The organism is Parabacteroides merdae ATCC 43184 (assembly GCF_025151215.1).
Taxonomy (GTDB): Bacteria; Bacteroidota; Bacteroidia; order Bacteroidales; family Tannerellaceae; genus Parabacteroides; species Parabacteroides merdae.
In genome coordinates this window covers 1,940,692-1,962,067 of sequence record NZ_CP102286.1, presented here as the reverse complement: position 1 = coordinate 1,962,067, position 21,376 = coordinate 1,940,692, and the positions used below count along the sequence as shown (strand labels likewise).

At 46.2% G+C, this 21,376-nt stretch carries 14 protein-coding genes, 2 tRNA genes and 2 rRNA genes; 13 read left to right on the top strand and 5 right to left on the bottom strand.

Annotated features, from left to right (window positions below; translation table 11 throughout):
• Positions 1 to 65: 65 nt before the first annotated feature.
• From NQ542_RS08135 to NQ542_RS08080, 12 genes are all read left to right on the top strand, one after another.
• Positions 66 to 142: transfer RNA gene (locus tag NQ542_RS08135), tRNA-Ile, on the top strand.
• A gap of 10 nt (positions 143 to 152) precedes the next feature.
• Positions 153 to 226 (top strand) — tRNA-Ala (locus tag NQ542_RS08130).
• A 149-nt stretch (positions 227 to 375) separates the two neighbouring features.
• Positions 376 to 3,251: ribosomal RNA gene (locus tag NQ542_RS08125) — 23S ribosomal RNA — on the top strand.
• 99 nt (positions 3,252 to 3,350) lie between these two features.
• Positions 3,351 to 3,461: ribosomal RNA gene (rrf, locus tag NQ542_RS08120) — 5S ribosomal RNA — on the top strand.
• A 343-nt stretch (positions 3,462 to 3,804) separates the two neighbouring features.
• Positions 3,805 to 4,971: an efflux RND transporter periplasmic adaptor subunit gene (locus NQ542_RS08115; protein ID WP_005636520.1), complete on the top strand. Its 1,167-nt coding sequence runs from the start codon at positions 3,805 to 3,807 to the stop codon at positions 4,969 to 4,971.
• Positions 4,968 to 8,096: an efflux RND transporter permease subunit gene (locus NQ542_RS08110; RefSeq protein WP_005636522.1), complete on the top strand. Its 3,129-nt coding sequence runs from the start codon at positions 4,968 to 4,970 to the stop codon at positions 8,094 to 8,096. The genes NQ542_RS08115 and NQ542_RS08110 overlap by 4 nt, the downstream gene beginning before the upstream one ends.
• 5 nt (positions 8,097 to 8,101) lie before the next feature.
• The gene (locus tag NQ542_RS08105) at positions 8,102 to 9,472 is read left to right on the top strand and encodes an efflux transporter outer membrane subunit (RefSeq protein ID WP_005636523.1); all 1,371 of its coding nucleotides are present in this window, start codon (positions 8,102 to 8,104) and stop codon (positions 9,470 to 9,472) included.
• A 120-nt stretch (positions 9,473 to 9,592) separates the two neighbouring features.
• A complete protein-coding gene (locus tag NQ542_RS08100) occupies positions 9,593 to 10,153 on the top strand; it encodes a nitroreductase family protein (protein WP_005636527.1) in 561 nt (186 codons plus the stop codon).
• The gene (locus NQ542_RS08095; protein ID WP_005636529.1) at positions 10,150 to 10,917 is read left to right on the top strand and encodes a Rossmann-like and DUF2520 domain-containing protein; all 768 of its coding nucleotides are present in this window, start codon (positions 10,150 to 10,152) and stop codon (positions 10,915 to 10,917) included. Before NQ542_RS08100 ends, NQ542_RS08095 begins: the two co-directional genes overlap by 4 nt.
• Complete coding sequence (locus NQ542_RS08090) at positions 10,910 to 11,431, top strand: KdsC family phosphatase (RefSeq protein ID WP_005636531.1); 522 nt, start codon at positions 10,910 to 10,912, stop codon at positions 11,429 to 11,431. The genes NQ542_RS08095 and NQ542_RS08090 overlap by 8 nt, the downstream gene beginning before the upstream one ends.
• 23 nt (positions 11,432 to 11,454) lie before the next feature.
• A complete protein-coding gene (locus NQ542_RS08085; RefSeq protein ID WP_005636532.1) occupies positions 11,455 to 12,045 on the top strand; it encodes a Maf-like protein in 591 nt (196 codons plus the stop codon).
• A 91-nt stretch (positions 12,046 to 12,136) separates the two neighbouring features.
• The gene (locus NQ542_RS08080) at positions 12,137 to 14,521 is read left to right on the top strand and encodes a glycoside hydrolase family 31 protein (protein ID WP_005636534.1); all 2,385 of its coding nucleotides are present in this window, start codon (positions 12,137 to 12,139) and stop codon (positions 14,519 to 14,521) included.
• On the opposite strand, the gene NQ542_RS08075 is transcribed toward NQ542_RS08080, so the two are convergent.
• The 3 genes from NQ542_RS08075 to feoB all read right to left on the bottom strand — a co-directional run bounded on the left by NQ542_RS08075 (position 14,518) and on the right by feoB (position 18,705).
• Complete coding sequence (locus tag NQ542_RS08075; RefSeq protein ID WP_005636535.1) at positions 14,518 to 14,898, bottom strand: cyclic nucleotide-binding domain-containing protein; 381 nt, start codon at positions 14,896 to 14,898, stop codon at positions 14,518 to 14,520. The genes NQ542_RS08080 and NQ542_RS08075 overlap by 4 nt on opposite strands.
• 30 nt (positions 14,899 to 14,928) lie before the next feature.
• Positions 14,929 to 15,936 (bottom strand): FAD:protein FMN transferase, encoded by a 1,008-nt coding sequence (locus tag NQ542_RS08070; RefSeq protein WP_005636537.1) that lies wholly within the window; start codon positions 15,934 to 15,936, stop codon positions 14,929 to 14,931.
• A 288-nt stretch (positions 15,937 to 16,224) separates the two neighbouring features.
• Positions 16,225 to 18,705, bottom strand: a complete 2,481-nt coding sequence (gene feoB / locus NQ542_RS08065) for a ferrous iron transport protein B (RefSeq protein ID WP_005636541.1) — start codon at positions 18,703 to 18,705, stop codon at positions 16,225 to 16,227.
• 108 nt (positions 18,706 to 18,813) lie between these two features.
• Between feoB and NQ542_RS08060 the strand changes: the two genes are divergently transcribed.
• Complete coding sequence (locus NQ542_RS08060; protein ID WP_227945670.1) at positions 18,814 to 19,188, top strand: 2-amino-4-hydroxy-6-hydroxymethyldihydropteridine diphosphokinase; 375 nt, start codon at positions 18,814 to 18,816, stop codon at positions 19,186 to 19,188.
• 76 nt (positions 19,189 to 19,264) lie between these two features.
• On the opposite strand, the gene NQ542_RS08055 is transcribed toward NQ542_RS08060, so the two are convergent.
• Both NQ542_RS08055 and NQ542_RS08050 read right to left on the bottom strand, forming a co-directional pair.
• Positions 19,265 to 20,254, bottom strand: coding sequence for a class I SAM-dependent methyltransferase (locus tag NQ542_RS08055; RefSeq protein ID WP_005636545.1), 990 nt, complete (start codon positions 20,252 to 20,254; stop codon positions 19,265 to 19,267).
• Entirely contained in the window at positions 20,244 to 21,371 is a 1,128-nt protein-coding gene (locus NQ542_RS08050; RefSeq protein WP_005647679.1) for a glycosyltransferase, read from the bottom strand. Before NQ542_RS08050 ends, NQ542_RS08055 begins: the two co-directional genes overlap by 11 nt.
• Positions 21,372 to 21,376 lie beyond the last annotated feature (5 nt).

Here is a 21,376-nt window from a genome sequence, read left to right as displayed (position 1 = left end):
GAAAGACCAGTATATAGAGAGAAAGATGATGCTGAGATGAAAATTTCAGGCACATAACGGTTGACAGTCCTATAGCTCAGTTGGTTAGAGCGCTACACTGATAATGTAGAGGTCGGCAGTTCAACTCTGCCTGGGACTACCAGTTGAAAAACGGGGGATTAGCTCAGCTGGCTAGAGCATCTGCTTTGCACGCAGAGGGTCAACGGTTCGAATCCGTTATTCTCCACGATAAACTCCGTAAGGGGTAAAAAAAGATCTTTGACGTATTGGACAACTTCAAAAAAGTAAAGTAACAAAAAAATAGAGCAAGCTGAAGATATATCAATCCGACACGGGCTTCAATTTTAGCAATAAAAGGAAGCAGTGTCAGTGATAAAGAAAGTAAGCAAGGGCAGACGGTGGATGCCTTGGCTCTCGGAGGCGATGAAGGACGTGATAAGCTGCGATAAGCTTGGGGTAGGTGCAAATAACCTTTGATCCCAAGATTTCCGAATGGGGCAACCCGGCTGGTAGAAGGCCAGTCATTCCGTAAGGAAGGCGAACGTGGGGAACTGAAACATCTAAGTACCCATAGGAGAAGAAAACAAAAGTGATTCCGCAAGTAGTGGCGAGCGAACGCGGAACAGCCCAAACCGATGATGTTTAGGCATTGTCGGGGTAGTAGGACCACGTTGTGGCAAGAGATTAAGGAAGTAGAACGTTTTGGAACAAACGGCCGTAGACGGTGAAAGCCCAGTATACGACTCTTTAACGAAGCCTAGTGGAATCCTGAGTAGCGCGGAGCACGAGAAATTCTGTGTGAATCAGCGGGGCCCATCCCGTAAGGCTAAATACTCCCGAGAGACCGATAGCGAACCAGTACTGTGAAGGAAAGGTGAAAAGCACCTCGAACAGAGGAGTGAAATAGTCCCTGAAACCGTCTGCCTACAAGCGGTCGGAGCAACGTAAGTTGTGACGGCGTGCCTTTTGCATAATGAACCTACGAGTTACTTTCTCCGGCAAGGTTAAGGGCTTCAGGCCCGGAGCCGAAGCGAAAGCGAGTCTTAATAGGGCGTGATAGTCGGAGTGAGTAGACGCGAAACCAAGTGATCTACCCTTGGTCAGGATGAAGGTTGGGTAACACCAACTGGAGGTCCGAATGGGTATACGTTGAAAAGTGTTCCAATGAACTGAGGGTAGGGGTGAAAGGCTAATCAAACTTGGAGATAGCTCGTACTCCCCGAAATGCATTTAGGTGCAGCCTTTATTTAGTATAGCATGAGGTAGAGCGACTGATTGGATGCGAGGGCTTCACCGCCTATCAAGTCCAGATAAACTCCGAATGCGTGCTATATATTGATAAGGAGTGAGGGCGCGGGTGCTAAGGTCCGCGTCCGAGAGGAGAAGAATCCAGACCATCAGCTAAGGTCCCCAAATAACAGTTAAGTTGAACTAACGAAGTCGGACTGCAGAGACAGCTAGGATGTTGGCTTGGAAGCAGCCATTCATTTAAAGAGTGCGTAACAGCTCACTAGTCGAGGAGTCCGGCGTGGATAATACTCGGGCATAAACTGTTTACCGAAGCTATGGATGTAGAAATACATGGTAGGGGAGCATTCCAACGGCGTCGAAGGTGAAGGATGACCTTTGCTGGAGCTTTTGGAAACGCAAATGTAGGTATAAGTAACGATAAAGGAGGTGAGAAACCTCCTCGCCGAAAGACTAAGGTTTCCTGATCAACGTTAATCGGATCAGGGTAAGTCGGGACCTAAGGTTAAGCCGAACGGCGATACCGATGGAAGAATGGTTTAATATTCCCATACTACTTTATGGAGCGATGTGGAGACGGAGAAGTGAAAGTCCTGCCATCTGACGGAATAGGTGGTTGAAGAGTGTAGATGTAGATTCCTGTAGGCAAATCCGCAGGGAGAGTCGACCTTGACAGTATGCCGCGTGCTTGCACAAGGCAAAATGGACGTAATCAGGCTCCCAAGAAAATCCGCTAAGCATATTCATAAAGTACCCGTACCGTAAACGGACACACGTAGTTGGGTTGAAAATACTGAGGCGCTCGAGTGATTCACGGTTAAGGAACTAGGCAAATTGACCCTGTAACTTCGGGATAAAGGGTCCCTACTGAGAGGTAGGGCGCAGAGAATAGGTCCAGGCAACTGTTTAACAAAAACACATGGCTGTGCGAAATAGAAATATGAAGTATACAGCCTGACACCTGCCCGGTGCTGGAAGGTTAAGAGGAGAGCTCATCGCAAGAGAAGGCTTGAATTGAAGCCCCAGTAAACGGCGGCCGTAACTATAACGGTCCTAAGGTAGCGAAATTCCTTGTCGGGTAAGTTCCGACCTGCACGAATGGTGTAATGATCTGGACACTGTCTCAACCGTGAGCTCGGTGAAATTGTAGTATCGGTGAAGATGCCGATTACCCGCGATGGGACGAAAAGACCCCGTGAACCTTTACTATAGCTTTACATTGAATTTGGGCAATCGATGTGTAGGATAGGCCGGAGACCGTGAAGCAGGTACGCCAGTATTTGTGGAGTCGCCGTTGAAATACGGCCCTTTGGTTGTTTGAGTTCTAACCCGCAGAAGCGGGGACACTGTATGGTGGGTAGTTTGACTGGGGTGGTCGCCTCCAAAAGAGTAACGGAGGCTTCTAAAGGTACCCTCAGACCGATTGGTAACCGGTCGTAGAGTGTAATGGCATAAGGGTGCTTGACTGGGAGACAGACAAGTCGATCAGGTAGGAAACTAGAGCATAGTGATCCGGTGGTTCCGCATGGAAGGGCCATCGCTCAAAGGATAAAAGGTACTCCGGGGATAACAGGCTGATCGCTCCCAAGAGCTCATATCGACGGAGCGGTTTGGCACCTCGATGTCGGCTCGTCACATCCTGGGGCTGGAGAAGGTCCCAAGGGTTGGGCTGTTCGCCCATTAAAGTGGCACGCGAGCTGGGTTCAGAACGTCGTGAGACAGTTCGGTCTCTATCTATCGTGGGCGTAGGATATTTGAGGGGCTCTGACACTAGTACGAGAGGACCGTGTTGGACAGACCACTGGTTTACCGGTTGTACCGCCAGGTGCACCGCCGGGTATCTAAGTCTGGATTGGATAAGTGCTGAAAGCATCTAAGTACGAAGCCAGCCTCAAGATGAGATATCCCTAGAGGGTCGTTGTAGACTACGACGTAGATAGGCTACAGGTGTAAGGGCAGCAATGTCGAAGCCGAGTAGTACTAATAGCCCGAGACTTTCGATCATGTAAGGGTTGATATATCAGCAGATGGCTGATGCCATATGTTTCTATTAGTTACTTCAGGTAATGGGGTTGTCCAGTCAAAATCTTACAAAGAGGTATTAAGGTGGTTATAGCGTTGGGGATCCACCTCTTCCCATTCCGAACAGAGAAGTTAAGCCCAACCACGTCGATGGTACTGCGTAAAAGTGGGAGAGTAGATAGCCGCCGTTTTTTAGGAGTGAGAGCGAAAGTTCTCTAAGAGGAGGAGTCAGTCGTAAGCCTGACTCCTTTTTCTGTTTTATATGTTGAAGGATTCTTTCCGGAGGACTGTTTGGTATTGGGTAACGTTTTGGTGTCATAATTGGGGATTTTTTTAGGAAGAATGTGGAATAATTCTACATATATGGATTGTGATTTAGGTAACAAGCTATTTTGTATAGAAGGTATTATCTTATAAATAAGCTGTATAATGTTTTTTAGCATCTTGATTGAAACAGTGGTACGATTATTTCATGTCTTAATTTAGAGATAGATATATATAGCAAGTTTAAATGTCAATTATAGATATTAGAAGATGGTAGGAGAAAGATTGGTTAAAGGGGCTGTGTTTTTAGCCTTAATAGTGTTAGCAACAGGATGCCGACATAAGGATGAACCTTTGAAGCCTCTCGTGATTGTTGATAAACCGGCAAAGGAAGATGTACAGATCTTTGGTGAATATGTCGGACGCATTCGGGCAGCTCGGTTCGTGGAGATACATGCCCGCGTTGAGGGTTATCTGGAAAAGATGTTGTTTGTGGAAGGAAAGGAAGTTAAGCAGAATGAACCTCTTTTCATTATTAATTCGGCTCTTTATAAGGCAAAGGTAGAGAAAGCTAAAGCACAGCTGAAAAAGAACGAAGCACAAGCTGCAAAAGCTAAACGCGATGTAGAACGTTTGCAGCCTTTGTACGAGCAGCATGCTGCCAGCCAATTGGATTTGGACAATGCATTAGCATCGTTAGGAGATGCAGAGGCGGATATTGCCATGAGTAAAGCCGATCTGGATCAGGCCCAACTTGAATTGAGTTATACGACTGTAACCTCTCCGCTGGCCGGATATATCAGCGAACGTTTTGTGGATGTTGGCGCCTTGGTCGGTCCTGGTGTAAACTCTAAATTGGCAGCTGTAGTAAAGAGTGATACTGTTTTAGTAGACTTTAAAATGACTGCATTAGATTATCTGCGTGCCGAACGTCGTAATATTAAATTCGGAGAGCAGGACACATCCCGCTCCTGGCAACCGACCGTAACAGTTACCTTAGCCGATGATTCCGAATATCCTGTTAAAGGGATAGTGGATTTTGCCGATCCGATTGTTGATCCGCAGACTGGAACATTCGGGGTGCGTGCTGAACTTTCCAATCCGAACCAGAAACTTCTCCCGGGGCAGTTCACAAAAGTGAAACTCTTGTTGGATGTCCGTGAACGTGCGATTGTTGTTCCCCGTAAGGCTATTTCCATAGAGAAAGGAGGAGCTTTCATTTATGTAGTCCGCCGGGATAATGTAGCAGAAAAGCGTTTTGTGCAGACTGGGCCGGAAATCGGAAATAACATTGTTATAGAACGTGGATTGGGTGAAAATGAACAAGTCGTAATAGAAGGCTATCATAAGTTAGTTCCCGGAATGTTGGTACAGCCGATACAGGCGGGTGACGATAAAGCGATTGAAGCATTAAGGGCAGAGGAGGAAGAGGAATGAAACCGGGATTTTTTATAGATCGCCCCGTTTTCTCGACAGTGCTTTCTTTGGTAATTGTTATTGTCGGGATTATCGGGTTGGTGATGTTGCCGGTGGACCAGTATCCGCAGATCACTCCACCGGTTGTTAAAATTAGCGCCTCGTACCCAGGTGCAAGTGCCATGACGGTATCGCAGGCTGTTGCGACTCCTATCGAACAGGAGTTGAACGGTACGCCGGGTATGATCTATATGCAAAGCAGTAGCTCTAATTCGGGAGGTCTGACTATCACTGTAACATTCGATGTGAATGCGAATCCAGACCTTTCGGCAGTAGAGATCCAGAACCGTGTGAAACTGGCGGAGTCTCGTTTGCCAGCAGACGTTGTGCAGAACGGTATCACGGTAGAAAAACAATCAGCCAGTCAGTTGATGACATTGAGTCTACTTTCGGATGATCCTCGTTTTGACGAAATCTATTTGAGTAATTTTGCGACTATTAACGTGTTGGATGTATTGCGTCGTATTCCCGGTGTAGGCCGTGTTTCGAATGTCGGTAGCCGTTATTACGGTATGCAAATCTGGGTTTATCCGGATCGTTTGGCGAATATGGGGTTGACAGTAAAGGACTTGCAAAATGCCCTGAAAGAGCAAAATAGCGAGTCTGCAGCCGGTGAGTTGGGAAAACAACCAGTATTGGATGTCGATATCACTTTGCCTGTTACTGCCAGAGGACGTTTGTCTACGGTAAAGGAGTTCGAAGATATTGTAGTCCGTGCCAACCCAGACGGCTCTATTGTCCGTATTCGTGATGTGGCAAGAGTTTCACTTGAAGCCTCTTCTTATTCGACGGAAAGTGGACTGAATGGAAAAAATGCGGCTATACTTGCTATCTATATGTTGCCGGGAGCCAATGCACTGGAAGTAGCTACGAATGTAAAGGAGGCGATGAAAGAAATCAGCCAGAATTTTCCAGAAGGGTTGGAATATAAGTTTCCTTTCGATGCAACCGAATATATATCGCAGTCTATCCACGAGGTATATAAAACCTTATTTGAAGCTCTGTTCTTGGTCGTATTGGTGGTATTCCTATCTTTGCAGAACTGGCGTGCGGCCTTGATCCCGACAATTGCTGTTCCTATCTCTTTGATCGGAACATTCGGTTTTATGCTGATCATGGGGTTCTCACTCAATATGTTGACTTTGTTAGGTTTGATTCTAGCAATCGGTATTGTAGTGGATGATGCTATTGTTGTGGTGGAAAACGTGGAACGTTTGATGCATGAAGAGCATCTGACGGCACGCGAGGCTACTCATAAAGCCATGCACGAATTGTCGGGAGCCTTAATCGCTACCTCTATGGTGTTGGCGGCCGTGTTTGTTCCTGTTAGCTTTTTGAGCGGAATTACTGGAGCTTTGTACCGTCAGTTCTCCATTACGATCGTAGTTTCCGTACTGTTATCCACAGTCGTGGCATTGACGTTGAGCCCTGCCATGTGTGCGATTATTCTACGTCCGAACAGGAAGAAAAAAAATATTGTTTTCCGTAAAATCAATATTTGGTTGGCCAAAGGAAATAATAAATACGGCCATTTACTGGAAAAAGCGATTCGGAATCCAAGGCGCATCCTGGCCGGTTTCGGAATGGTAATCGTGTTCATCTTTGTGCTGAATCGGGTAATCCCGACCAGCTTTATTCCTGAAGAAGACCAAGGGTTCTTTACTGTCGAACTGGTGATGCCCGAAGGGGCGACTTTGGAACGTACGCGTAAAATTACAGATCGAGCCATCGCTTTCATTGAAAGTCTGCCGGCTGTCGCATATGTGCAAAATGTGACCGGTAGCAGCGCACGTGTCGGAACTTCGCAGAGCCGTTCTACCCTGACCGTTATTCTGAAGCCTTGGGAGGAACGCAAATCTTCCAACATGGGAGTGGAAGATGTAATGGAACAATGCCGTAAAGAGTTCTTATATTATCCGGAGATATTGGCCTATCTGAACCGTCCTCCTGTGATTCCAGGATTAGGAGAGAGCGGAGGTTTGGAAATGCAACTTGAGGCCCGTGGTGATGCCAGTTGGGAAAACTTAGTGGCGGCTACCGACACTTTTATGCTCTATGCATCACAAGCGCCGGAACTGACAGGTGTGTCCTCAGCCTTGCAGTCGGAGATTCCGCAGCTCTACTTCAATGTAGACCGCGACCGCGCGAAGTTTCTCGGTATCCCGTTGACGGATATCTTCTCAACTATGAAAGCTTATTTAGGTTCCGTCTACGTGAACGATTTCAACATGTTCAACCGTATATATAAGGTATATATTCAGGCGGAGGCACCATATCGTGCAACGCGTGATAATCTTGGCCTGTTTTTTGTCCGTGCACAGAACGGTTCGATGGTTCCATTAACAGCCTTAGGAACGACCAGCTATACAACAGGACCGGGAACGATCAAACGTTTTAATATGTTTACGACTGCTGCTATTAGTGCTGTTGCCGCTCCTGGATATAGTTCTGGCGAAGCAATGGCCGCCATGCAGCGGATTGCCCGCGAGCATCTGCCTGAGAATATCGGGCTGGAATGGAGCGGACTTTCTTATCAGGAAAAAAAGGCCGGTGGACAGACTGGATTCGTGTTGGCGCTGGTATTTCTTTTCGTCTTCCTTTTTCTAGCTGCCCAATATGAAAGCTGGATCGTACCGATCGCAGTACTGCTTTCATTGCCGGTTGCAGCATTGGGAGCTTACCTTGGAATATGGGTGACGGGCCTGCACAACGACATTTATTTCCAGATCGGCTTGGTGACGTTGATTGGTTTGGCAGCAAAGAATGCGATCTTGATCGTCGAGTTTGCCAAAATACAGGTCGATTCCGGAGTTGAGGTTGTCAAGGCTGCCCTTCATGCCGCCCGAATGCGTTTTCGTCCGATCCTGATGACCTCATTGGCATTTGTTCTGGGTATGCTTCCGATGGTATTGGCAAGCGGACCGGGTTCTGCTTCACGCCACAGTATCGGTACCGGTGTGTTTTTCGGGATGCTAGTTGCTATCACAGTCGGGATCGTTTTGGTTCCTTTCTTCTTTGTCTTGATTTACAAGATAAAAGGTAAAGTCAGAATGGAACGTATTCTTCATCGAACAATAAGCAAATAATTACAATGAAACGAAATATCTATATATTCATAGTCCTGTCCCTTGCGTTGGCTCTTCCTTCCTGCAAGATCGGCAAGAAGTACGCTCGTCCGGAACTGGATCTTCCGGAAGAGATTGTGGCAGGAGCGGATACAGCTTCGATAGACAGCATCTCTTGGCAGAGCCTGTATGTCGATACGACTTTGCAACGTCTGATTACCATCGCTCTCGATAATAATAAAGACATGAAGATCGCTGTTGCGAAGGTTAAGGAGATGATCGCTTCGAAACGGATCACCTTTGCCGATCAGTTCCCGGAAATAGGAGCCCGGATTTATGGACAGAAAGAACGCTTGAATTACGGAGGTGATAACCCAAAACCTGATTCTGAATACGGAGCCAAACTGGCTCTCTCGTGGGAATTGGACCTGTGGGGGAATCTTCGTTGGGCAAACGAAGCGGGAATTGCTGCCTATCTGCAATCGGTGGAAGCACGTCACGCCTTGCAGATGACATTGGTAGCGGAAGTGGCTGCTGCTTATTATGAACTTTGTGCACTCGATCAGGAACAAGATATCGTACGCCATACATTGGCTGCCCGTCGCGAAGGCGTCCGCTTAGCCAAACTGCGCTTCGAAGGTGGTCTGACTTCCGAGACGTCCTATAGCCAGGCACAGGTGGAACTGGCACGTACGGAGACCTTGCTTCCTTCACTTGAACAGAAGATTAAAATAAAGGAGAATGACCTTGCTTTCCTGCTTGGACAGTATTCGGGGGATATCCCGCGTGGATTGCCTTTACGTGAACAGCATTTGCTGGAGACATTGCCGGTCGGTTTGCCTTCTTCCTTGCTAGAACGGCGTCCGGACATGCGGCAAGCCGAGCAGAAACTGCGTGAAGCGAATGCTGGGGTAGGAGTGGCTCAAACCGATCTTTTTCCAAAGATCAGCTTGACTGGTAATTTGGGTTTTGAAAACGAAGAACTGACGAATTTCATTAAGAGTCCTGCTTGGTTCCTTGCTGGCGATTTGCTACAACCGTTGTTTGCTATGGGTAAGAACAAAGCGAAGCTGAAGGCGGCCCGTGCTCGCTATGAGCAGGAAGTATATAATTACCAGAAGAGCGTGCTCAGTGTTTTTAAGGAAGTCAACAATGCAATTGTCACGATCCGCAAGGCAAAGGAGGTTCGCATGTCATACGAGAAATTGCTCAATGCTGCTGATACTTACCTTCAGCTGGCACAATTGCAGTACATCAACGGTGTCACTAGCTATATGGACGTTCTTGATGCCCAGCGTGGTTTGCTTGACGCCCAACTCAGTCTGAACAAGGCGATGCTTGACGAACTGCTGTCAACGGTCTATCTTTACAAGGCGTTAGGAGGAGGCTGGGAATAAAGCCGGCTTATTTCTGAAAGCCCCTTTTCCTTTGATCAATCAGAGGAAAAGGGGCTTTTTTTGTACCGAAAATCTCATTATCTTTGTTTTCTCTTTCGCAATCAATAAAGTAAAATATAAATGGAAAGTTTCGCAACATTAATAAAGAGCAGAAAAAGTACCCGTAAATTCACGGATCAGTTACTGAATCCGGAGCAGGTGGAAATGATATTGAAAGCCGCTTTGATGGCACCGGCTTCCAAACGGAAAAATCCCTGGCAGTTTGTTGTCGTGGAGGATAAGGAAATGTTGGCCAAGTTGTCAGTATGCAAACCGGCAGGTGCTGCGTTCCTGAAAGATTGCGCGTTGGCTGTTGTTGTACTGGCGAATGTAATGGAAAGCGATGTTTGGGTAGAAGATGCTTCGATTGCTTCCATCTATATGCAATTGCAGGCTGAAGATTTGGGACTGGGCAGTTGTTGGTGCCAAATACGCAACCGGCAGATGGAAGACGATACGGACGCCGCGCAGTATGTGCGAGGACTTCTCGATGTACCTTACCAACTGGACGTTTTGTCCATCATCGGTATCGGATATAAGGATCAGGAACGTAAGCCGTTTGACGAATCGCATCTGCAATGGGAAAAGATACATCTCGGAACTTTCCGTATGCCAATTGAAAACGAACAGGGGAAAGTATGAAAATCATTTTTTTAGGCTCTGGCAACTTGGCGACGCGCTTGTCGCTCGAAATGCATCGCAAAGGGATGCAGATCGGGCAGGTGTATAGCCATACGCCGGAAAATGCACAGCAGCTGGCTGCTCTGTTGGGCTGTCCCTGGACAACTGATCCCGAAACTGTCGATACGGATGCTGACCTGTATGTCTTTTCTTTAAAAGATACGGTTTTGGCGGATGTGATTGCTCGTGTCAGGCCGAATGAGGGCTTGTGGGTGCATACGGCAGGCAGTATGCCGATGGATGTTTTCAACGGCCATACGGCCAATTATGGAGTCCTGTATCCGATGCAGACGTTTAGTAAAACACGGGAGGTAGATTTCAACGTGATCCCTTTTTTTCTTGAAGCTAATACGTCTGAAAATGCTGGCAAATTGCAACATTTGGCGGAGAAACTTTCGGGAAATATCCATTTCCTGTCGTCCGACAAACGTAAAAGTTTACACCTGGCAGCTGTTTTTGCCTGTAATTTTACCAACCATATTTATGCGTTGGCTGTTAAATTATTAGAAGAACAGGATATACCGGCTGATGTCTTGTTGCCACTTATCGACGAGACGGCAGCCAAGATACATACGATGCCGCCGAGGGTGGCACAGACTGGTCCGGCTATCCGATATGATGAGAATGTGATTAATAAACATTTGGCTATGTTGGGGGATTCCGATATGCGGTCGATCTACCGGCTGATCAGTCAAAGCATACATAAGGAGGCACAACATGAGTAGTATCAATTATGATCTGAGTAAGATAAAGGCTTTTGTCTTTGATGTAGACGGTGTTTTGTCCTGTGATGTAATCCCGTTGCATCCGAATGGCGACCCTATGCGTACCGTTAATATAAAAGATGGCTATGCCTTGCAGCTCGCTGTCAAGAAAGGCTATCACGTAGCCATCATTACCGGAGGCTATACGGAAGCGGTACAGATCCGCTTTTCGCGTCTCGGCATTACTCATATATATATGAAGAGTGCAGTAAAAGTCCACGATTACCGGGATTTTCTGGAAAAGACTGGTCTGCAGCCTGAAGAGGTTATGTATGCCGGGGACGATATTCCTGACTACGAAGTGATGACAATGGTCGGCCTGCCGGTAGCACCCGCTGATGCGGCTCCTGAGATCAAGCGTATCGCCAAATATATCTCCCACAAGAATGGGGGGGCTGGCGTTGCCCGCGATGTAATCGAACAAGTCATGAGAGCTCAAGGCCACTGGATGGGTGACGAGGCTTTCGGCTGGTAGAACTAAACTGATAAAATAGGATAATGAAAAGCATACTCCCTAACTTGAGTCAATATAAAATCGTATTAGGTTCCAATTCTCCCCGGAGACGCGAATTGCTGGCGGGATTGGATATTGACTTTGAAGTACAGACGATCCCGGATATAGACGAATCCTTTCCCAAAACGTTGCGGTCGGACGAGGTTCCGGTCTATATCGCTAGGAAAAAGGCGGAAGCCTACATCTCTTCCATGTCGGCAGACGAATTGTTGATCACTGCCGATACGATTGTGTGGACTTTCAGTGAAATTTTAGGAAAACCGAAAGATCGCGAAGATGCTATCGCCATGCTTCGGAAACTGTCCGGGCATGTACATGAGGTGATTACCGGTGTTTGTATTACGACAAAAGAAAAAACGGTTTCTTTTTCCGCTTCATCGACCGTCTGCTTTGCCAGGCTGGATGATGACGAGATCGTCTACTATGTCGATAAATATCGTCCGTTTGATAAAGCCGGTAGCTATGGCATACAGGAATGGATCGGGTACGTGGCAGTCGAAGCCATCAATGGCAGTTTTTATAACGTGATGGGGTTACCGGTCAGGCTGCTTTATCAAGAGTTGAAGAAGTTCTGAAGATTGGACAAAATTCTATGTTTTAAGATGATTTATTGAAGGTAAGGCGAATAGGAAGTCTGTATTTTTGTGGTATTAACTTTTAAATATCATGAAAAAGATCTATTATTTGCTTGTATGTCTGTTTTTCCTGCAATCCGCTTTTGCTGCAGGGGAGAAACAGTCATTCGATGTTTGTTTACAGAATGGGCTGAACATGAATGTGGAAGTTTGTACGGATGGGATATTCCGGATTCGGGTTACTCCTCGTTCAACCTTTTCTGAGTCGTTGATGCAACGTTACGGAATTATTAAGACGGATTGGGACCCGGTTCCGGTTTCCCCGAAAGACAATAAACAGCAGTTTGAAGTATCGACCGGCGCTTATCGACTGAAAGTTGATAAAAAGACCGGTGCTATATCTGTTTCTGACCGGAAAGGGCGGGTGATTATCGAGAAAGTAGTCTTTCTTACTTCTGCCGATCCGTTGTGCATTGAGCTGGGAGAAGTGATCAATGCCAAATACAAGGACATGAAAGTCCCCAACAATAGAACGATCATCGGTGACGACAAAAATCCGGGAAACATGAAAGACCAGGCGGAAACCGGCGATTACAAGAACACCAGTATCCTTTCGATCTCGCTGAAAGACGGCGAACGGTTCTATGGTGGTGGCAGTACCAGTCGCGACCATATTCAACATCGGGGCGAACTGTTGCGTATGTGGACTACTTACCAGCATACCGAGATTCCGATGCCTTTTATGATCAGTTCCGAAAATTGGGGTATTTTCAACAACACGACACGGAAAAATTTCTTTGATATCGGCAACTACCAGTCGGATGTTTTCTCAATCTATAATACGACGGACGAGGTGGATTTCTATTTGATGTTCGGTAATTCGATGCCCGATGTGATCAACTATTATACGGCTATTACCGGTCGACCTTACTTGTTGCCGAAATATGCATACGGATTGTGTTTCGGTCCAAATATGCTGGAAGACCAATTCGATATTTTGAATGATGCTGTACGTTTCCGTGAGATGGGTGTCCCTTGCGACTTATTCTGGCTCGAACCGCAATGGATGGAGAAACGTTATGATTTTTCGACTAAAAAGAAATGGAACTATCAGAAGTTTTCGGCTGAAGCTTATTGGGATTCTACTCGCTATCCGAAGAAAGAAAACCATCGGCTGCTTATCGGCCGTCTGCATGGGATGGGGTATCACATGGGGCTTTGGCTCTGTATCGAGTATGATCTGAGCGTTCCGGAGGAGGATGCGTTGGCGAAGGCGATGGGGAAGCCTCTTTCCGGGCAGGAGCACTGGATGGATCATTTGAAGAACTTTGTGGATAATGGTGTAGACGGTTTCAAGATGGACCCGGCACGTACGATAGACGAACATCCGAATTTCAAGTATTATAACGGACACACCGATAAAGAGATGCATAACTTGAACCAGATTCTTTTGCCGAAGCAGATGTATAAGATGATGCGTGAACACACTGGACTCCGTTCTTGGCATCATTATACTGCCGGGTGGTCGGGAACGCAGCATTGGAGCGCTTCCACCAGCGGTGATAATGGGGGAGGGCGTACGGCTCTGTTCGACCAGTTGAACTTGGGTATGAGCGGTTTTCTCAATACTTCTTGCGACGTGATGAATGTCAATAAGGACGAGGAACTGCAGAGTCTTCATTTCGGCCTCTTCTTGCCATGGGTGCAGATCAATAGTTGGTATTCGTTGCATCAACCATTCTATTTCCCAGAGAAAGAAAAGAAAATGTACCGGGATTATGTGAAGTTGCGTTATGCGTTGATGCCCTATATTTATTCGGCAGCATTGGAAGGGGCACAGACCGGTATGCCGGTTGTACGCTCCATGCCTTTGATGTTTCCTGATGACCGTAAGACGGATGATATGGTCTATCAGTATATGTTTGGCCAAAGTTTTCTGGTCGGTATCTTCAGTGATTCGATCTACTTGCCGAAAGGGAACTGGTTTGACTTTTGGACAGGTGAAAAATTGGCTGGCGGTAGGGAAATCAAGCATGCAATACCTGATAACCGTGCAGGGTTGCTGTTCGTACGTGAAGGGGCGATCATACCGTTCCAAAAAGATATGCAATTCATTGGGGAGGAACCGTTGGATACTTTGATGGTGAAAGTATTTCCCAAAGATGTCTCTTCCTATACGATGTATGAAGATGATGGTAAAACATATGATTATGAAAATGGAGCGATTGCTACAACCCGTTTTGAATGTAAGCAGAGCGAGCGGATAGTAGAGTTTACTGTTTTCCCAGTGGAAGGATCGTATAACGGCATGTGCAAAGCACGGACATACGAATTGGAGATCGACGCTCCGCAGCGCCCGTCGGAAGTGCTAGTAAACAATGTTCCGATAATGGATTGGCAGTATGGCGACGATCACAAGGTACGTTTCAGTTTGCATCAGGAAAATAACGAGTTGATAAAAGCTATGCTTCGTTAGTTCAGTTCGCTTCGCTTTTCATTTTGATAATATTCGATTATGTATAGGGTTTTAGCTAAAGATGGACAGATAGGGAGTATGACAGGACGATCCGGATTCCATTCCGGATCGTCTGTTATCATTTCGGAAAGCGGACCGGCATGCATGAGTATGAGTCGTGTCGATGTGATGGCTATCGCAATAAATGATTTTTCGGCAGGCAGTAATACAAAATGTCCTTCGTCCACATCGGCAACCGGCGTCTGGTTTTGATTATAGATGACCAGTTTTCCGGAAGAGACAAACAATAAGACATTGCCGGTGTCATCCGTATTACATAAAATTTCGCCCGCTTTTCCTATTTTACATTCAAACTGGTTCAGGACGTTTCTTGTCATATTTAATCAATCAGGAATTATCCGAACTTATCATTGTTTCCGTTTAGGCAGATACTGAAGCATCCCTTTTGAGTATTCAATCTGATGCTTCCCATTTTCGTCAGCGTATATCACATAGTATTCGATCTCAGGTAAGGAATCTGCCATTTGCCGGGCTTTTTCCAAGCCCATTGCCATAAATGCAGTGGCGTAAGCATCGGCAGTCATACAGTCATTAGCAACGATTGTTGCGCTCAACACGCTTTGTTCGGCTGGATAACCGGTACGTGGATCGATTGTATGGGCATATTTTTTACCGTCTTTGATATAAAAGTTGCGATAATTGCCTGAAGTGGCAATCGCGCCTTTTTTACATAGTTGGACGATTTCGTCATAATTATTTTTGATGCCGTCCGGATCGTCTTCCGGGAGATTGATACCGGTACGCCAGCATACGCCATTCTGATTGACACCCTTTACTACCACTTCGCCTCCAATCAAAATCATATAGTTTTCCACTCCTTCTTTTTCAAGCAGGCGGGCGATCACGTCACAGGAATATCCTTTGGCTATGGCGGAGCAGTTCAATAGCAGACGGGGATCGTCTTTCACGACCTTTTTGCCTTCCAGATGTACTTTTCGGTAGCCTACAAAAGTTTTGAGGCTGTCGATCATAGCAGGTGTCACACTGTCCTTTTTATTGAAACCGAACCCCCAAAGATTAACCAGAGGGGCACAGGTGATATCGAAAACACCATCTGAATTGCGGGAAACTTCCATCGACTTGTTAAATACCTCCGTGAACCATTCGTCTACTTCCACCGCTTCGTTATTATTCACTTTTGCGATGATCGAATTTGGGTTGAAGGGATTCAAGGACAGGTTGAACTTTTGCAACTCGGCATCGATTTTATCCGTTAAAATATGGGGCGCTTCATATTTGATCGTATATAGGGTATGAAACACGGTACCACTTTCTTCGTAATATTGTTTTTTGTCTTTACACGAGACAAAGAACAGAATTCCTAAAATAACTGATAAATAAATTTTCTTATGCATTTTTCTATTGTTTAGTCGGTTGCAAAGATAGTGTAAATCTTTGAGTACTACTTTATCTGTATAAAATAGCAAAATAATATACTTCCTCGAATCTCTTGTTTTTGGGTAGAGAAGTCAGATACAGTTGTTTCGGATTTTGTTCTTTAATGCACATCCCGGACATCCTTGACAAGGATTGTCTGTTCCGGTGGGATGTGTAAAGAACTTATATATTTTCTTTCCGATATAGAAAATAACGATAAGGCCGATGATGAAAACTGCTATTTCCTGCCACATAAAGAAGGTGTATTAATTAAACAGGTTCATAAAGAAGTGCCCTGTCTGATAGACTACGCATGAGACGAACCACGCAAGTACGCAAGTATAAACAATTACAAATATACCCCATTTCCAGGAGCCGGATTCGTGGACAATGGCCGATATTGTAGCGATACAAGGGAAATAGATCAGGACAAAGAGCATGAAACTCAGTGCGACCAAAGGTGTAAAGACCAATTCTCCCTCGGCATTTTTATCCTGTTTTAATCGTTCGGTCAAGACCTGGCTATCATCCGACTCTCCTGTATATAAGACACTCAGTGTGCTGACGACGACTTCTTTGGCGGCCATACCGGTCAATAGGCTGACACTCATCTTCCAGTCGAAACCCAGTGGATGGAGTATCGGTTGTATGGCTTGGCCGATACGGCCGATGTAGGATTTCTGCTGATGGTCCATCGATTTCAGGCGTTCTAGTTCAGCGATGGTTTCCGCTTTGTCTTCCGGGTTCGTGTCGGACTGTTCCACTTCGGCAATCTGCTTCTCAAAAACATCTCCGTTTTCCGAATGACGAGGAAAATATCCCAAGAACCAGATGATGATAGAAGCGATCAAGATGATCCCCCCCATCTTGTGCAGATATTGTTTGGCTTTTTCCCACATATGAATCATAATTGATTTACCTGTCGGCATGCGGTAAGGAGGAAGTTCCATCACGAAAGGTACATCTTCGTCCTTAAAAAGGAAGCGCTTGAACAGACGTGCCATTAAGACAGCAAGCAGAATACCCGAAGCATAGAGGATCAGCATGACCGTTCCGGCCGTCTGGGGGAAGAAAGCACCTGTCAGCAGGACATACACCGGAAGGCGGGCACTACAGCTCATTAACGGGTTTACCAGCATGGTGATCATCCGGCTGTTACGGCTTTCGATCGTACGAGATGCCATGATAGCCGGCACGTTGCAACCGAAGCCCATCACAAGCGGGATAAACGATTTGCCGTGTAGCCCCATCTTATGCATGATCTTGTCCATGATGAAAGCGGCGCGCGCCATGTAGCCGGAATCTTCCATAAAAGAAATGAAGGCATACAGTATCAATATGTTGGGCAGGAATACGATAACGCCTCCCACGCCTCCTATAATGCCATCGACCAGTAAATCCTTCAACGGGCCTTCGCTCATGTTTCCACGTACGAACTCTCCGATCCAGCCAACAAACGATTCGATCCATTCCATCGGGTATTCTCCCAAGCGGAAAGTGGCTTCGAACATGATCCACATGAAAAGGATGAAGATCGGGAACCCCAACACTTTATGGGTTACGAACAGATCGATGATCTGGGTGCTTGTCGCTTCTTTTATTTTGTTTTGCTCGTAGGTCTCACGCAGTGCACCGGAAATAAAACCGTAGCGGGCATTGGTGAAGGCTGTCTCACAATCTTCTTTCAGAAGGGTTTCGATTTGAGCGACATTGCGGTCGCGTTCGTGGATGACTGTTTCGGAACCAGGCATTGACTTGACGAATGATTCCACTTCCGGATCGCCTTCTAGCAACTTGATGGCAAGGTAGCGCTTGGAAAGGCTTTTGGATACATTTCCGTTCAGTTTCAAAGCATGCCTTACTGGATAAATGGCCTTTTCCAATACATCACCATAATTGATATGGATATGGCGGAGTACGGGATCTTCTTCTTCGTAGACCTTTATGACGCGGTTGAAAAGTTCTTCGATACCGAAGCCGGTCTTACTGATGGTCGGAACAATCGGCGTACCGATCATCCTTGAGAGAGAGTTATGGTCGAACTTATTTCCGTGTCGTTCCAGTTCGTCGTACATGTTGAGGGCGATAACCATACGTACGTCCATATCGATCAGTTGGCAGGTCAGATACAGATTGCGTTCCAAGTTGGATGCATCGACTACATTGATTACGATGTCTGGCTGTTCTTCATTCAGATGCTTGCGAACATAGAGTTCTTCAGGGGTGTAAGCCGATAGGGAATAGGTCCCCGGCAAGTCTACGATTTTGAAGGTATAGCCATTCTGATGGAATGTCCCGGCTTTGGCGTCGACTGTCACGCCGCTGTAGTTACCGACATGCTCGTGTGCACCGGATGCGAAATTGAATAAAGATGTTTTACCGCAATTGGGATTTCCGACTAATGCGACATTGATGGTTTTACCTTTGTGCATGGCCATAGCCTGTAAACTCTTGCCAGATGTTTGGATATAAGAATCCACCGGGCGGTTTTCCTGTTTTCCGGTACTGGCTTCTATGAATTCAGCCACACTGACGACTTCTATCATTTGCGCATCGTTTCGTCTTAATGAAACGTCGTAACCCATTACACGGTAGTGTATAGGATCTTTAAGCGGTGCGTTCTGGATGACATCAACCTCTTTTCCTCTGATAAACCCCATTTCGATAATGCGCTTGCGGAATGCTCCGCGTCCCATTACCTTTACTATAACCCCTTTTTCGCCTGTACGAAGTTCTGATAGTCTCATCTTTTTAAAATCTTGCGCAAAGGTAGCATGAAATGGTAATATGGTCAATACCGTATTGTAGGTATTTTTTTGTTAGTTTTGTCTCCGTAAAGGCTTTAAAATATGACTATGTGGAACAATGTTATATTATGTTTGGGGTCCAATACGGATTGCGAGGCGAATCTAAAGTCGGCGGCCAGTCTGTTGCGTGCTTATTTCGGATCGATCCGGTTCTCTGAAGCGATTTATACGGAGCCGATAGGTTTATCCGATTCCGGCTTATTCTTGAACCAAGTGGCTGTTGCCGGTACGAATGCTTCGCTGGAAGAGGTGAGGCGGGCTGTGAAGGCGATGGAAAAACGATTGGGACGCATGTCGGACAGTAAGCAGAAAGGGAAGATTCCGATCGATATAGACCTGCTTTTATGGAATGGAACAATCCTGAAACCTGCCGATTGGGAAAAGGAGTATGTGCAACTACTCTTCCGGTCTGTTGCGGATTAGGAGACATAACCCATAGCTTTACGATGGCTAATGCATAGCTTTAAGCGTCGTAACCCATAGCTTTGGTTATTGTAACTTATCGTCCTTTGTTATCGCTCTGTAGGTGCAGGGTTATAAACGGGGCAAATAGGAAACCAGCTTTTCCGCTGATCCTGATCAGACCGTTGATACCTAAGCAAATGAATGTGGAGATCGGGTTGGAGCGATCCGTGTTGTAGAAACCTTTTCCTATCCGGACTTGATAACCGAAAGGTTTTGCCAGCGAGCGATATGTTTCGATGGGTAAGATGCGTTCTGTCCAATTCCCGTTTCGTGGATCGCAGGTGTTGAAAGCATCTTTCAATAGAGGATAGGAACCGGTCTTGACAGCCTTGTGGATATGTGGGAAGGTAAGTCCGCGCGTCTTTCGTGCAGCTTCTTTCGCTTCGGCAGGGGAAAGGGCCGGAAAGTGCAGTTGGATATAATGCAGACGTAAAGCATAATATTCCTTTTCCCAAATGGTCATAAGCCGATGCAGCCTTCTTTTCACATACGGGTTAAAAGGTGTAGAGGCCGTTGTAAACAACATTTGCATCTTGTTGTCGATGGCAACCAAATTGGCGAAAAAAGCCGACAGGTCGTAAACATGTTCGATCAGGTCGGTCGCGATCAGCAATTGTGGCTTGACTTTATTTGCCGAGCACCAATCTGCTAAGGTGTCTGAGTCTCCATGAAGAATAATGTCAGGTCCTGTATTGACCAGCTCTTTCAAGATGCGGATCGTATTGACGGAATCCGGATTGAGGTCGATGTAGATGACTCGGCCGATTCCGGCTTGTTTAGCAAGTATACTCAGGAAGCCGCTTCCGCCACCATAGTCGATAAGTGTTATCTCCTCCGGTGAGCTACCGATAGATTCCAGTCCTTTAAGGAGACAGTCCGCATAGATTTTCATGTAATAGGATAAAACCGGTTTCAGCCGGGCAATATAACGTTTGTTATATTTACTGATAGGCAATCGTTCGTAATCGATAGCCTTTAGTTGGCTAATCAACGCTTGTGCTGCTTGTCGGATATCATACTTCATAGATCAAATGTAAGAGGTGTTCGCCTTGATATTGATTGGAATAAGTCGGATAAAGAAAGTCGCGGCGCTGCTCGATCGACTCCGGAGCCATATCGGTATGCATCAATTTCCGACAGATGCAGACCATTTCGTCCGGAGTGTCGGCGATATGGCAGAGCGATTCCAGTCCACTACCTGCTATCATCAGTCGGTTGACCACTGTATGGCGTCCGGCAAACAGGCTGTTCAGTAGTTTTAGTTTCAATCCGGTTGCCTGAAAAGTAATCAAGGCATGTATTTGTGCATTGTGTATCAAGTCGTTCATCTGTTCTTCTGACGGATTGGCTTCGATATGGATATTCGGATAGGGAGCTGCCGTTTTCAACAAAGAAGCCGGCGGATTCATACCGGCAATGATGCAACGGCAGTCCAGTTTACTGAACACATTCCGGATAAGAAAGAGGGCTGCTTGTGTATTCTCTATTACGGATAGTTTACCATGATAGAGGATAAAATCGGAAGAACCCGGCTTGACCGTAATTTGGTTGTTGGTGTGAAAGCAAGGCATGAATTCGACCGGTTTGTCGGGGAACTGGTGCCGGAGGTAGTCAGCATCGGTTGTTGAAACGGCAATCATCAGATCGGCATGTTTCAGTATTTTCTGATAATGTTTGAATCGCCAAGCCTCTATCCGGAAGAAGCTTTTCCTGATCGGATGGCTCTCCGCCTGTGCCAGGTGATAATAATAGTCGTGTTCGATATTTGCTTCCCGGTAAATCTTTTTCCGGTTGTGTAGTCGCGGATCGTTTATGTAATAACAGCAATGGAGTCCTTCGAACAGGATCGGGTAATCGTTCTTCAACAGATTGGCGATCAGTTCAGGATGCTTGCGGCTGTATACGTTATAAGGCAGCAGGGTTATATTGGTACGTAGCCCTGTATGTCGCTTGTAATAAAATACCTTTTCGCAGATGGCTTCCAGTTCGGGCGAATGGGCACGTTCGTATTCGAAACAGTGTAAGATGATCTTCACACCGCACTGGTGCAGAGCTTTTATCTTATAATATACATCAATGATTCCCCCGTAGTTGGCAGGCCAGGGAATATTGAAAGCTATAATGTTCAGATACCTTTCCATGTCTG

Bases quoted from the DNA above. Each gene is read 5' to 3' on its own strand.
- NQ542_RS08095 (WP_005636529.1), top strand. From the start codon at position 10,150: ATGAAAATCATTTTTTTAGGCTCTGGCAACTTGGCGACGCGCTTGTCG.
- NQ542_RS08085 (WP_005636532.1), top strand. From the start codon at position 11,455: ATGAAAAGCATACTCCCTAACTTGAGTCAATATAAAATCGTATTAGGT.
- NQ542_RS08090 (WP_005636531.1), top strand. From the start codon at position 10,910: ATGAGTAGTATCAATTATGATCTGAGTAAGATAAAGGCTTTTGTCTTT.
- NQ542_RS08055 (WP_005636545.1), bottom strand. From the start codon at position 20,254: ATGAAGTATGATATCCGACAAGCAGCACAAGCGTTGATTAGCCAACTA.
- NQ542_RS08100 (WP_005636527.1), top strand. From the start codon at position 9,593: ATGGAAAGTTTCGCAACATTAATAAAGAGCAGAAAAAGTACCCGTAAA.
- NQ542_RS08115 (WP_005636520.1), top strand. From the start codon at position 3,805: ATGGTAGGAGAAAGATTGGTTAAAGGGGCTGTGTTTTTAGCCTTAATA.
- NQ542_RS08105 (WP_005636523.1), top strand. From the start codon at position 8,102: ATGAAACGAAATATCTATATATTCATAGTCCTGTCCCTTGCGTTGGCT.
- NQ542_RS08070 (WP_005636537.1), bottom strand. From the start codon at position 15,936: ATGCATAAGAAAATTTATTTATCAGTTATTTTAGGAATTCTGTTCTTT.
- NQ542_RS08075 (WP_005636535.1), bottom strand. From the start codon at position 14,898: ATGACAAGAAACGTCCTGAACCAGTTTGAATGTAAAATAGGAAAAGCG.
- NQ542_RS08050 (WP_005647679.1), bottom strand. From the start codon at position 21,371: ATGGAAAGGTATCTGAACATTATAGCTTTCAATATTCCCTGGCCTGCC.
- NQ542_RS08060 (WP_227945670.1), top strand. From the start codon at position 18,814: ATGTGGAACAATGTTATATTATGTTTGGGGTCCAATACGGATTGCGAG.
- NQ542_RS08110 (WP_005636522.1), top strand. From the start codon at position 4,968: ATGAAACCGGGATTTTTTATAGATCGCCCCGTTTTCTCGACAGTGCTT.
- feoB (WP_005636541.1), bottom strand. From the start codon at position 18,705: ATGAGACTATCAGAACTTCGTACAGGCGAAAAAGGGGTTATAGTAAAG.
- NQ542_RS08080 (WP_005636534.1), top strand. From the start codon at position 12,137: ATGAAAAAGATCTATTATTTGCTTGTATGTCTGTTTTTCCTGCAATCC.